Raw genomic sequence first — 12,219 nt, 5'->3', positions numbered from 1 at the left:
GTCCTTGGTGGTTGGGGCGCAGTCTGGGGCGGGGATGGCGGGGGGGAAAGGCGCGGGATAGGCTCTCCAGCCATGAGTTCAGCTCAAGGCATGGCCGGGTTGCCGTTGCAGGCACTCAGGGCCTTCGATGCGGCGGCGCGCCACCTCAACATGGCCCGCGCGGCGGCGGAGCTTGGCGTGACGCAGGGCGCCATCAGCCGGCAGGTCAAGGCGCTGGAGGAAAGGCTGGCGGAGCCGTTGTTCACCCGCGGCCCGCGCGGCTTGCGGCTGACCGAGGCCGGCGACGTGCTGGCGGATTACGCCAGGCGGGGGCTGGAGACGCTGGAGAGCGGGCTGTTCCGCATCGGCCAGCCGCGCAGCCGCACCACCCTGGTGGTGAACGCCGCGCGCAGCTTCGCCATGCGGGTCCTGGCGCCGCGCATCGGCGATTTCGCCCGCGCCCATCCCTGGATCGACCTGCGGCTGGAGACGCATCGCTACTTCGCGCAGCGGCTTGGTGCCGATGTCGATGTCGCCATCCGCACCGGCCAGGGCGACTGGCCGGACTATGTCGTGCGGCGCCTGACACGCGAACAGATGATGCCGGTCTGCACGCCGACGCTCCGCGCCACGCTGCCCGGTGACCCGGCGCAGGCCCTGCCCTGCGCGACACTGCTGCATTACGCGGAGCGGCCCTACTGGCGCAGTTGGGCGGAGGCCGCGGGGATCGACCCTTCCCTGGTCGCCGCAGGCCCCCGCTTCGACGAGACGGCGATGGCCCTGGCCGCCGCCGAGGCCGGCCAGGGAATCGGCATCGGCTGGGGCGTGCTGGTGCGGGACGCCATCGCGGAAGGGCGCCTGGTTCGGGCCTTCGACGGCGTGATGGAGGATGGCACGGGCTACCACCTCGTCATGACGGAAATGGCCGCGCGGCGATCCACCGTGCAGGCGTTTTCGGAATGGCTGGCGCGGAGCCTGGGCACGGATTAGCGCAGCGCGGTATTGGCCGGCGCGTCGGAGGGCCAGAGATGCTTTCGCCAATGCAGCGCGATCGCCCCCGTGCAGATCAGCCCGAGCCCGGCATACATCGTGATGGTGCGCATGAAGCCCATCCATTCGATCAGCGGCCCCGCCACCACCAGCCCCAGCGGCAGCCCATAGACCGCCAGGATCCGCAGCCCCATCACGCGGCCCCGGAAGCGTTCCTCCGCGCAGCGCAGCAGGATCACGGACATGGGCACGAGAGCAAAACTCTGCACGAAGCCGGCCAGGCCCATCAGCACCAGGCCCGTGCGGGGATCGGTGACGGTGGCGAAGGCGATCAGCAGGGGAAACCAGATGGCGCAGGCCACCAGCATCACGCGTCCCGGATAGGCCACGCCGCCGCGCCCGATCATCACGATCGACCCCAGCAACCCGCCCCCCGCGAAGCAGGCGATGAGGTAGCCCAGCACGGTGCGGTCCACGCCATAGACCTCCCGCGCGACATAGGGCAGCAGCCCGCCGGAGACGGGGTAGGCGAGCAGATTCACCAGGAAGGCCAGCAGGATCGCCGCCATCAGCGGCGGGGTTTCCCGCAGATGGCCGAAGCCGTCGCGCAATTCCCGCAAGGGGGAGGCCGGTGCCGACGTGATGCGCCGTGGCGCCGGCACCGCCAGCGTCAGGCAGAGGCTCGTCAGGTACAGCCCCACGACGACGCAATAGGTCGCACCGATACCGAGCATCGCCACCAGCCCCGCCCCCGCCAGCGCGCCCATCACGCGCGCCGTGTCGGCCGTGGTGCGGGAGATGCCCATGGCAGCCGGCATCTGCACCGCGGGCACGCTGGCCGCGATCAGCGCGTTGCGCATGCCCATGTCGGAAGGCCGCACCAGCCCCGCCACGGCGGCCACCGCCATCACGGCCACTGGCGTCATCGCCCCCGTCAGCGCCATCACGCCGATCACGGAAGCCAGCACCGCATAGAGCCCGCGCATGACGCAAAGCACGCCGCGATGGCCCAGCCGGTCGCCCATCACACCGAACATCGGCGACACCAGCGTGCCGAGATACTGCACGGAGGCGAAGGCGGTCAGCCACACGACCGAACCCGTGCTGACCAGGATGTACCAGCCCAGCACCAGGGTCTCGATCTCGAAGCCCCAGGATGTCGCGATATCGGCGGGGAATTGCCGCCGGAATCCCTTCTGGCGGAAGGGCGCCAGGCCGGGCAGGCGCATCATGCGCGCGCACCGGCGCCTGCGCGCCCTGCCCGTGTCGTTTCCTCCGTCATTCCGCGCAGTATGCGGGAATGGCAGCGCGCGCCTACCCCCCGAGGAAGTCGCGGATCGCCGCGTCGTAATGCGCTTCGCGCTGCAGCCGCTTCATGGTCGCGCCATCGGCGATGCCGGGCAGGTCCTTGGGCGCCGTGCCATCGCGCAGCGCCTGCAGCGTGTCCCGCATCGCCTTCACCGCGGCGGGGAAGGTGTGGTGGCCCTGCAGCGCCACGCGCGCGCCATGCGCCGCCAGCACAGCCGCCCCGCCGATCCCCGCCTTGGCGCTGCCGACCAGCAGCGGCAGGCCCGTCGCATCCCGCAGCGCATCCAACTGCGCCAGATCGGACAGCCCCGTGACGAAGATGCCGTCGGCACCGGCCCCTGCATAGGCGCGGGCACGTACGATCGCGTCCTCGGTGGAGGTCACGCCCAGCGCGCCGGTCCGCGCCACGATGACGAGCGACGGATCGCTCCGCGCCGCCAGCGCCGCGCGGATCTTGCCCAGGCCCTCCTCCAGCGGCAGCAACGCGGTGCCCTCGGGACCGTAGGGGCGGGGCAGCAGCGTGTCCTCGATGGTGAGCGCCGCGACGCCGGCGACCTCCAGTTCTTCCACCGTGCGCATCACGCTGAGCGCATTGCCGAAGCCGTGGTCCGCATCCACCAGCAGCGGCGGCGCGCCGCCCCGCGCGATGCGCCGCACCAGGTCTGCCAGTTCCGTCAGCGTCAGGATGATGTGGTCCGGCGCGCCGAGCACGGCCTGGGACGCGACGGAGCCCCCCAGGATCGCCGACTCGAACCCGATCTCGGCGGCGATGCGGCCTGAGATGGCATCGAAGACGGAGGCGGGGTGCACGCAGGCCTCCCCCGCCAGAATGGCGCGGAAGGCCTGGCGGCGTGCGGTGGCGTTCATGGAGTTTCCCTGCCCGGATGATCCTGGCAGGGTAGCCACGGGAGGGGCGGGGCCGGAACCCCGCCCCCCTTCGTCAGCCCGCGTTCAGCGGCAGGGCGATGAAGGCCCGGCCGCCATCCCGCACCACCTGCAAGGCGATGGCCGGGCGGCCGGCGCTGCGGGCGGCGGCGACGGCTTCCGTCACATCCTGCGGGCGGCGTACGTCACGCTCCCCGGCGCGCAGGATCACGTCGCCCGCCTGCATCCCGCGCGTCGCGGCGATGCTGCCGGGCTCCACCGCGGCCACCGTCACGCCATCGCCCGCCTTGCCGGTGGACAGGCGCAGGCCGAGCGAGGCCTGGCGCGGCGCCTCCGCCCCGCCGGCGCGGGCTTCCTGCCGCGGGGCCTCCCGCTGGCCGATCGTGACCGCCTGTTCCACCCGCTGGCCGTCGCGCAGCAGGGTCAGGGTCGCGGTGCTGCGCGGCGATGCCTCCGCCACCGCGATCGCCAGGTCCCGCGCCGCGGCCACCGGGCGGCCATCGATGCCGACCACCACGTCGCCCGCCTTCACGCCGGCCTGGGCCGCGGGGCTGCCGGGCTCCACCCCCGCCACCAGCACGCCGCGCGTATCCGGCAGGCGCAGCGCGCTGGCCAGTTCCGCGTTCAGCGGCTGCATGGAGACACCAAGCCACCCCCGCGCCACGCGGCCATCCTGCTGCAGGTCGGTGATGACGTGCCGCGCCATGCGCGCCGGCACCGCGAAGCCGATGCCGACATTGCCGCCGGACGGCGCGTAGATGGCGGTGTTGATGCCCACCACCTCCCCATTCGCATTGAACAGCGGGCCGCCGGAATTGCCGGGGTTGATCGGTGCATCGGTCTGGATGAAGTCGTCATAGGGGCCCGCGCCGATCTGGCGCCCACGCGCCGAGACGATGCCCGCCGTCACGCTGCCGCCCAGGCCGAAGGGATTGCCCATGGCCACCACCCAGTCGCCGACGCGAAGCGCGTCGCTGTCACCCCATGTCACCGCGGGCAGCGGGCCACCGGCCTCCACCTTCAGCAATGCCAGGTCCGTCTGCGGGTCCGTGCCGATCACGCGGGCCGGCAGTTCCCGGCCATCCGTCAGTTCGACCTTCACCGAGGCGGCGTCACCGACCACATGGTTGTTGGTGACGATGTAGCCGCCGGCATCGATGATGAAGCCGCTGCCCTGGCCGACGCTGCGCCGCTGTTCGCCACGCGGCTCGCCCCGGGGCGCGCGCTGCCCCCGCTCGAACTGGCGGAAGAACTGTTCCAGCGGCGTGCCGCGCAACTCCGGCGGCATCTCGACCGCCGCCGGCGTCGCCTCCATCTGGCCCGTGACCGTCACGCGCACGACGGAAGGCGCGACGCGGGCGGCGAGATCGGCAAAACCCTGCGGGCCGCGCTGGTGCGGCAGGACGATGGCGGGGGCGCTCGGCGTGGTCTGGGCGCTGCCGGCCATGGGCAGCGTCGTCAGCGCGGTGGTGCCCAAGGCGAGGGCCAGGAAACCGGCGGCCCAGAAATGCCGCTTCCCGCCGGGGGCCTTGCGGGCGGGCTGGGACTTGTCGCTCATGGTAGATGCCTCCGTGAAGCGTCCAACCCTGTCTGGGCTGGCGTGTCATGGAGGTAGCGCACCGCCCTCACGGGCTGTTCGCGGCAGGCATACGGATTGGTAAGGAGGCGCGGGGGTTGCGGATCCTGCTGGTGGAGGATGATGCGGGCACGGCCGCTGACATCGCCCGCGCACTGGGCGGCGCGGGGCATCTGGTCAGCCATGTCGCCGATGGCAAGCAGGGGCTGATGGAGGCCATCGGCGGGCAGTTCGAGGTGCTGGTGGTGGACCGGATGCTGCCGGGCCTCGACGGCCTGGGCCTGATCCGCGCGCTGCGCGCCGCCGGCATCGCCACCCCTGCCCTGATGCTCACGGCCCGCGCGTCACTGGGCGACCGGGTGGAAGGCCTGGACGCCGGCGCCGATGACTATCTCGCGAAACCCTTCGCGCTGCCGGAGCTGCTGGCGCGCGTCCATGCGCTCGGCCGCCGCCCCGCCGCCATGGCCGCGGAGACCACCGTGCTGCGCGTGGCGGATTTGGAGATGGATCTGCTGCGCCGCACCGTCACGCGCGCGGGACAGCGGATCGAATTGCAGCCGCGGGAATGGCGGCTGCTGGAATACCTGCTGCGCCATGCCGGCCGCGTGGTGACGCGGAGCATGCTGCTGGAAGGCGTGTGGGACATCCACTTCGACCCGCGCACCTCCGTGGTCGAAACCCATGTCAGCCGGCTGCGCGCCAAGCTCGGCGAACCGCACCTGATCCAGACGCTGCGCGGCGCGGGCTACACCATCCGGCCACCCGATCCATGAACGCGCTCCGCCGCTGGGCCGGCACCACGGGCTTCCGCGTCACGCTGCTGCACCTCGCGCTCACGCTGCTGGGCACGCTGATGCTGGCGGGCATCGGCTACTGGGCGACGTCGCGCTTCGCCGTGCGGCAGATCGCGTCCGAGATCGAACGCGATGTCGGCGTGCTGCTCAACGCCGCGCGGCTGGGCGGCGTGCCCTCCCTCGCCTTGTCGATCGAGGCGCGGATCGCCGCCGATCGCAGCGGAACCCAGTTCTTCCTGCTCTCCGGCGCCGATGGCGGGCGCATCGCCGGCAACCTCGCCTCCGCCCCCCGCCAGGCGGGCTGGGCGAGCATCGAGGTCGATACGGCGCGGGAGGAGAGCGTGATGCTGGCCCTCGGCACCGCCTTGCCCGCCAACCACTTCCTGCTGGTGGGGCGGGATCTGGCGCCGGTGCGGGCGCTGGAAGCACAGCTGCTGGGCGCGGCGGGCTGGGTCGGCGGTGCCGCCATCCTGCTGGCGCTGGGCGGCGGGCTGCTGGTGGGCCGCGGCGTCGCGCGGCGCGCCGCCAGCATGGAACGCGCGCTGGCGCAGGTGGAGGAAGGGCGGATGGAAACCCGCCTGGCCGCCCGCCCCGGGGGCGATGAGTTCGACCGGCTGGCACGGCGCGTGAATGCCACGCTGGACCGGCTGCAGATCACCATGGCCGCGCTCCGCCAGGTCAGCGACGACATCGCCCATGACCTCCGCACGCCCCTGACGCGGCTCCGCCGCCGGCTGGAATCGATGGAGGGGGCGGAGGAAGCCGTCGCGGAATGCGACCGCATCCTCGACATCTTCGCCGCCCTGCTCCGCATCGCGGAGGTCGAGAGCGGCGCCCGCCGCGCCGCCTTCGCGCCGGTGGCACTGGATGATGTCTGCGCGACGGTTGCCGAACTCTACGCCCCCGCGGCGATGGAGCGCGGGCAGCTGCTGGTCGCGCAGATTGACCACGGCGCGACCATCCAGGGCGACCGCGAATTGCTGACGCAGATGCTGGCCAATCTGGTGGAGAACGCCATCCGTCACGGCCGCGCCGATGGCACGGTGCGCCTGGCGCTGGAGGATCGGGCGATCACCATCGCCGATGACGGGCCCGGCATCCCGGAGGATGCGCGCGCCACGGTATTCCGGCGCTTCCACCGCCTCGATGCCTCCCGCGCCACGCCCGGCACGGGGCTCGGGCTCGCGCTGGTGGCGGCGGTGGCGGAGTTGCACGGGCTTCGCATCACGCTGGAGGATGCGGCCCCGGGCCTCAGGGTGCGGGCGGCGTGGTGACGGGCGGCGGGTCCTGCTGCGCCTGCGCCAGCTGGACCAGGGCGCGGTTCTCCGCCGGTACCGCGAGGAAATCGAAGACGCCGGGCAGGCGATCGGCGCGCAGGAAGCGGTCCTTCAGGCGGAGCGGGTTGCCGATGATGTCGAACAGCACGTAGCGCCGTGCCTCGAACCAGTCGAAGACCTCCGCCGGTTCGACGCCATAGACGCCATAGGCGCGGCGGCCGAATTCGAAGCTGATGGCGGGGCGGTGGCGTTCCAGCAGGCCCGCGGCCCCGCGCAGCGCATCGAATTCCCCCCCCTCGATGTCGAGCTTGATGTAGGCGAGGCTCGGCAGATGCGGCAGCAGCCAGTCGAGCCGCACGGTATGCACGCCGATGCGCTGCGTGGTGACATCGGGCTGGTCGTAGTCCCGCTGGCGCAGGCCGCTATAGCCAGGCGCCTCCACGGCGATGATGAATTCGGCGATGCCGTTTTCCGCCGCCGCCGCGCATTCATGCAGCATCACGAAGGACAGCGCGGGATCGCCGGCGATGCGCGCGCGCAGCGCGGCCGCCATGTCCGGATTGGGCTCGATCGCATGCAGCGCGGCGCCGGGGCCGGCGATGGCGGCGGCGATGGGGATGGTGTGCTTGCCCTTGAAGGCACCGACATCGATCGCGGTGTCACCGGGCTTCAGGAAGCCGGTGTAGAAGCGGCGGAGCAGCGCCTCGAAATCCGGCGGGTCGCCGGCGCGGCGGCGATCCCGCAGCGCGCGATACTGATCGGCCAGCGACGCCATCACGGGAAGACCACGTTCACCAGCTGGCAGGTGTCGATCGCGCGGCGTTCCTCCGGCCTTCCATCCATCCAGACGATGCGGATGTCATTCACGCAATCGCCCTGGGGCAGTTGGACCGGCAAATGCTGGCCGATGGGCAGGGTGTTCTGGCCCAGGCGGTCCGGCCCCCAATCATTGTCGCGGGAGGAGGAGACATAGATCTCCCGGATCTGCGCGCGGCCGCGATTGACCAGGTTGAAGGAGGGGTTCCCCCCCTGCGTGGCACCAGGGGAAGGCGCCGGCACCGGCCCGGCATTGGGCGCGCGGGGCGCGGCGGTACCGAAGACCATCTCCGTGATGGTGCAGGTATCCTGGTTCCGCCGTTCCTCCGGCCGCCCATCCGCATAGACCACGCGGATGTCCTGCCGGCAGCCCGCCGCCGGGGCGATGCGCACGGGGAAGGTGGCGCCATTGGCCAGGGTGGATTGGCCGAGCAGGTCACGGCCCCAATTCGGCTCCCGCGTCGCGGAGACATAGATCTCGTTGATCACCTGGCCGCTGCGATTGACCAGGTTGAAGGAGGGATCGCCCTGCTGGGCGAGGGACGGGACCGCGGCCAGGGTCGTGGCCAGAAGGCCCAGGAGCAGCGGGATCAGGGCGGTGAGGCGGCGCGGCAGGATCATGGTGGGCATCCGGCAGGGGTCGGGGCGGTCCGCGTGAACCGCCCGTGCCCAAAGCTAGCCCGCCCGGCGGGCAAGCCGCCAGGGTGCGGGGTCAAACCGCCCCAGGCCCCCGGGCCGTCAAACGGCCCCAGGCCCCCGGGCCGTTAGACGGCCCCAGACACCCGGGCCGTTAGACGGCCCCAGACACCCGGGCCATTAGACGGACCCAGACACCCGGGCCGTTAGACGGCCACGGTCCGCGCCAGCAGGCCGGGCCGGGCGGGGCCGGACCAGCCGGCCATCTCCTCCAGCGCCTCGCGGTCCAGGATCTCGAGCCGCCCCTTGTTGAGCGTCGCGATGCCGTCCTTGCGCATGGCGGCCAGCGCCCGGTTGGCGTGTTCCACCGACAGCCCCAGCGCATCCGCCAGATGCGCCTGCTTCAGCGGCACCGCCGCCCCCTTCGCATCGGCGCCGCCGCGTCGCATCAGCCGGCCATGCAGTTCCAGCAACAGATGCGCCACGCGCCCCGCGGCATCGCGCCGGCCGAGGCTGGTCAGGCGTTCGCGCATCCGGGCGCGGTCGCGGGTCAGGCCCTCGGCATAGGACATGGCAAGGCCCGGGTCGCGGCCCATGAATTCGCACAGGCGATCACGGGCGAGGACGCAGAAGGAGGCATCGGTCAGCGCCTCCACCTCCGCCCCATCCTCGGTGCGCTCCACCAGGTCGCCGGGCAGGTGGAAATCCAGCACCTGGCGGCGGCCATCCGGCGTCGCGGTCCAGGAGAAGGCCCATCCGGCATAGAGGGTGAAGACACTGTCATGGATCGCTTCCGCGGCACGGACCAGGCGCACGCCCGACCGGACCTTCGCGATCTCACCCACCCTGGCCTGCGGCACCACCCGGAACAGGGCGAAGGGCCGGACGGCACAGGCAGCGCAGGAGCCAGGCAAAGGCGTCAGGCTCGCATTACGGCTCATTGTTTCCCCGTCGATCAGGCACCCCGCCGGCGCCATCCAACACTTGAAGGGTAGCCGCGCAGGTTCGTGAATGGAATGGTGTTTTCAGTCATGCGAAACGCTCCCGAAATGGGAAAGTCGTTGCAATGCCTCAGGCTTGCGCTAGTCACTCGCCGGCGCCATGCCACGGTTGCAGCAAGGGTGGAGGAAGCGACATGTCCGGATTCGCATCGGCGAACGACCTTTCCGACAAGATTATTTCCTTCGATGAACTCGGTCCGGGCCTGTTTGCCTATACGGCGGAGGGCGATCCCAATTCCGGCGTGATCGTCGGGCCGGATGGCGTCGTGGTGGTGGATGCCCAGGCGACGCCGGCGATGGCACAAGATGTGATGGCGCGGATCGCCACCGTCACGCCGCGCCATGTCGGCCAGGTGGTGCTGACGCATTACCATGCTGTCAGGGTGCTGGGCGCCAGCGGCTACGGGAACCCCACCATCATCGCCAGCGAGACGACTCGCGACCTGATCGTGGAACGCGGCCAGCAGGACATGGACAGCGAGATCGGCCGCTTCCCGCGCCTGTTCCGCGGCAAGGAAAGCATCCCCGGCCTGACCTGGCCGACCCATTCCTTCAAGGACCGCATGACGATCTGGCTGGGAGACCGGGAGGCGCAGATCATCCATGTCGGCCGCAGCCACACCGCCGGCGACACGGTGGTCTGGCTGCCGAAGGAGAAGGTGCTCTTCGCCGGGGACACGGTGGAGTTCGGCGCCACCCCCTATTGCGGCGATGCCCATTTCGCCGACTGGTCCCGCACGCTGGACGCTGTCGCGGCGCTAGGGGCGGAAAAGATGGTCCCCGGCCGCGGCCGCGCCCTGATGACGAAGGATGATTGCCGCGACGCGATCGAGGGCACGCGATCCTTCACCACGGACCTCTTCACCCGCGTGCGCGAAGGCGTCGCCAAGGGCTGGGGCCTGAAGGACATCTACGACGACACGATGGGCTTCATGCGGCCGAAATACGGGTCCTGGGTGATCTTCGAGCACTGCATGCCCTTCAACGTCACCCGCGCCTTCGACGAGGCCGGCGGCCTGGACCATCCCCGCATCTGGACGGCGGAACGGGACGTGGAGATGTGGAAGGCGCTGGAACACGGCACGGCGATGAAATCCGCCGAAGTGCATTCCTGATCCGTCGTGGCGACCTACGCCAACCCCCGCTACGCCGCGCCGCCGCCGCCCTCGGGCGATGAATCGCGCCGCGTCGTCGTGGTCGGCGCGGGCCTGGTCGGGCTGACCCTGGCACTCGATCTCGCGCGCCAGGGCATCGCGGTGACGGTGCTGGATGATGACGACACCGTCTCCACCGGCAGCCGCGCCATCTGCTTCGCCAAGCGGACGCTGGAGATCTATGGCCGGCTCGGCCTCGGCGACCGGCTGCGCGCCAAGGGCGTGACCTGGAAGACCGGCCGCGTCTTCCACCGGGACCAGGAGGCCTATGCCTTCGACCTGCTGCCGGAGGAAGGCCATGAATACCCGGCCTTCGTGAACCTCCAGCAATACTACGTCGAGGAATGGCTGGTGGAGGCCTGCGTGGAGGCCGGCGTCGACCTCCGCTGGAAGCACCGCGTGGCCGCGATCGAGCCCGGCGACAGCGACGTGGCGCTCTCGGTCGAGACCCCCGGCGGCGCCTACCGGCTGCGCGCGGATTGGCTGCTGGCCTGCGACGGCGCGCGATCCCCGGTGCGGGAGGCGATGGGCCTGCCCTTCACCGGCCAGGTCTTCCGCGACCGCTTCCTGATCGCCGACGTCGTCATCAAGAACGGCGTCAGCTTCCCGACGGAGCGCTGGTTCTGGTTCGACCCGCCCTTCCACCCCGGGCAGTCCGTGCTGCTGCACAAGCAGCCCGACGATGTCTGGCGGATCGATTTCCAGCTGGGCTGGGATGCGGACCCGGAGGCGGAGAAGCACCCGGACCGCGTCATCCCCCGCGTCCGCGCGATGCTCGGCCCCGATGTGCCCTTCGAGCTGGAATGGGTCAGCGTCTACACCTTCCGCTGCCGGCGACTGGAGAAATTCCGCCATGGCCGCGTGATCTTCGCCGGCGACAGCGCCCATCAGGTCAGCCCCTTCGGCGCCCGCGGCGGCAATGGCGGCGTGCAGGATGCGGACAACCTCGCCTGGAAACTCGCCGCCGTGCTGCGGGGGGAGGCGCCAGCGCGGCTGCTCGACAGCTACGATGCCGAACGCGTGCCGGCGACGGATGAGAATATCCTGAACTCCACCCGCAGCACGGATTTCATCACGCCCAAATCGGATGCCGCGCGGGCCTGGCGGGATGCGGTGCTGGAACTGGCGCGGGACCACGCCTTCGCCCGCCCCCTGGTCAATTCCGGTCGCCTGTCCCGCCCCGCGACGCTCTCGGGCAGCCCGCTGAACAGCACGGATTCCGGACATTGGCCCGAAGGCGTCCTGCTTGGTGCGCCCGCGCCGGATGCACCGGTGATGCGGGACAGCGCGCCGGACTGGCTGCTCCATCACCTCGGCGGCGATTTTGCGCTAATCGTCTTCGATGCCGTCTGGTCGCCGACCCTGCCGGGGCTGCGAACCCTGTTCGTGACGGCGGAGGAAACGCCCGGCGCGTTGTGGGACCACAGCGGCCTGGCCGCCGCGCGCTATGGCGCGCCGCCCGGCGGGGCCGTGCTGGTCCGGCCGGATCAGCACATCGCGGCCCGCTTCGCCGCGCCGGATGATGCGTCGGTCAGCGCGGCGATCGACCGCGCGATGGGGAGGTCAACATGAACCTCGATACCTCACCCCGGCTGCAGGACGCCGACGGCTTCCTCGCCCTCATCATGGAAGCGCATCGCGGGCTGGATGCGGAAGCCGCGCGACGCTTCGATACGCGCCTCGCCCTCATCCTCGCCAACCATATCGGCGACATGGCCGTGCTGCGGGAGGCGATCGCGCTGGCGCGGAACACCGACCAGCGCTGAGGAAGCCCCCATGCGGTCCAGCCAGCTGGGCCAGAGA

12 protein-coding genes are annotated in these 12,219 nt (G+C 71.1%); 6 read left to right on the top strand and 6 right to left on the bottom strand.

The window, feature by feature from the left end; translation table 11 throughout:
• Positions 1-72 precede the first annotated feature (72 nt).
• Entirely contained in the window at positions 73-969 is an 897-nt protein-coding gene (locus ACTIE5_RS16965) for a LysR substrate-binding domain-containing protein (protein ID WP_439550886.1), read from the top strand.
• On the opposite strand, the gene ACTIE5_RS16960 is transcribed toward ACTIE5_RS16965, so the two are convergent.
• The 3 genes from ACTIE5_RS16960 to ACTIE5_RS16950 all read right to left on the bottom strand — a co-directional run bounded on the left by ACTIE5_RS16960 (position 966) and on the right by ACTIE5_RS16950 (position 4,720).
• Positions 966-2,201 carry an MFS transporter gene (locus tag ACTIE5_RS16960; protein WP_439550885.1) on the bottom strand — a complete coding sequence of 412 codons (1,236 nt, stop codon included), beginning with the start codon at positions 2,199-2,201 and terminating at the stop codon, positions 966-968. The two genes, ACTIE5_RS16965 and ACTIE5_RS16960, sit on opposite strands and share 4 nt — an antisense overlap.
• Before the next feature lie 82 nt (positions 2,202-2,283).
• A complete protein-coding gene (locus ACTIE5_RS16955) occupies positions 2,284-3,144 on the bottom strand; it encodes an isocitrate lyase/PEP mutase family protein (RefSeq protein ID WP_439550884.1) in 861 nt (286 codons plus the stop codon).
• A 73-nt stretch (positions 3,145-3,217) separates the two neighbouring features.
• Entirely contained in the window at positions 3,218-4,720 is a 1,503-nt protein-coding gene (locus ACTIE5_RS16950; RefSeq protein WP_439550883.1) for a DegQ family serine endoprotease, read from the bottom strand.
• Between the two features lie 116 nt (positions 4,721-4,836).
• On the opposite strand from ACTIE5_RS16950, the gene ACTIE5_RS16945 reads away from it, so the two are divergent.
• Positions 4,837-5,511, top strand: a complete 675-nt coding sequence (locus ACTIE5_RS16945; protein ID WP_439550882.1) for a response regulator transcription factor — start codon at positions 4,837-4,839, stop codon at positions 5,509-5,511.
• The gene (locus tag ACTIE5_RS16940) at positions 5,508-6,806 is read left to right on the top strand and encodes a sensor histidine kinase (protein ID WP_439550881.1); all 1,299 of its coding nucleotides are present in this window, start codon (positions 5,508-5,510) and stop codon (positions 6,804-6,806) included. The genes ACTIE5_RS16945 and ACTIE5_RS16940 overlap by 4 nt, the downstream gene beginning before the upstream one ends.
• Here ACTIE5_RS16940 and ACTIE5_RS16935 read toward each other — a convergent pair.
• The 3 genes from ACTIE5_RS16935 to ACTIE5_RS16925 form a co-directional block, all read right to left on the bottom strand.
• Positions 6,784-7,584, bottom strand: a complete 801-nt coding sequence (locus tag ACTIE5_RS16935) for an FkbM family methyltransferase (protein WP_439550880.1) — start codon at positions 7,582-7,584, stop codon at positions 6,784-6,786. The genes ACTIE5_RS16940 and ACTIE5_RS16935 overlap by 23 nt on opposite strands.
• On the bottom strand, positions 7,584-8,246 hold the full coding sequence (locus ACTIE5_RS16930; protein ID WP_439550879.1) for a hypothetical protein: 663 nt from the start codon (positions 8,244-8,246) through the stop codon (positions 7,584-7,586). Before ACTIE5_RS16930 ends, ACTIE5_RS16935 begins: the two co-directional genes overlap by 1 nt.
• 221 nt (positions 8,247-8,467) lie before the next feature.
• Positions 8,468-9,202, bottom strand: a complete 735-nt coding sequence (locus ACTIE5_RS16925; protein WP_439550878.1) for a Crp/Fnr family transcriptional regulator — start codon at positions 9,200-9,202, stop codon at positions 8,468-8,470.
• 194 nt (positions 9,203-9,396) lie between these two features.
• Here ACTIE5_RS16925 and ACTIE5_RS16920 point away from each other — a divergent pair, with 194 nt between their 5' ends.
• From ACTIE5_RS16920 to ACTIE5_RS16910, 3 genes are read left to right on the top strand one after another with little or no spacing between them, the layout of a single operon-like run.
• Entirely contained in the window at positions 9,397-10,377 is a 981-nt protein-coding gene (locus ACTIE5_RS16920) for an MBL fold metallo-hydrolase (protein ID WP_439550877.1), read from the top strand.
• A 6-nt stretch (positions 10,378-10,383) separates the two neighbouring features.
• On the top strand, positions 10,384-11,988 hold the full coding sequence (locus ACTIE5_RS16915; RefSeq protein WP_439550876.1) for an FAD-dependent oxidoreductase: 1,605 nt from the start codon (positions 10,384-10,386) through the stop codon (positions 11,986-11,988).
• Positions 11,985-12,182: a DUF2783 domain-containing protein gene (locus ACTIE5_RS16910; RefSeq protein ID WP_439550875.1), complete on the top strand. Its 198-nt coding sequence runs from the start codon at positions 11,985-11,987 to the stop codon at positions 12,180-12,182. The genes ACTIE5_RS16915 and ACTIE5_RS16910 overlap by 4 nt, the downstream gene beginning before the upstream one ends.
• Positions 12,183-12,219: the final 37 nt, after the last annotated feature.

Origin of the sequence: Falsiroseomonas sp., assembly GCF_051859025.1 — a bacterium.
GTDB lineage: Bacteria > Pseudomonadota > Alphaproteobacteria > Acetobacterales > Acetobacteraceae > Falsiroseomonas.
The sequence above is the reverse complement of the archived record's forward strand: the minus strand, read 5'-3'. Positions and strand labels throughout refer to the sequence as shown.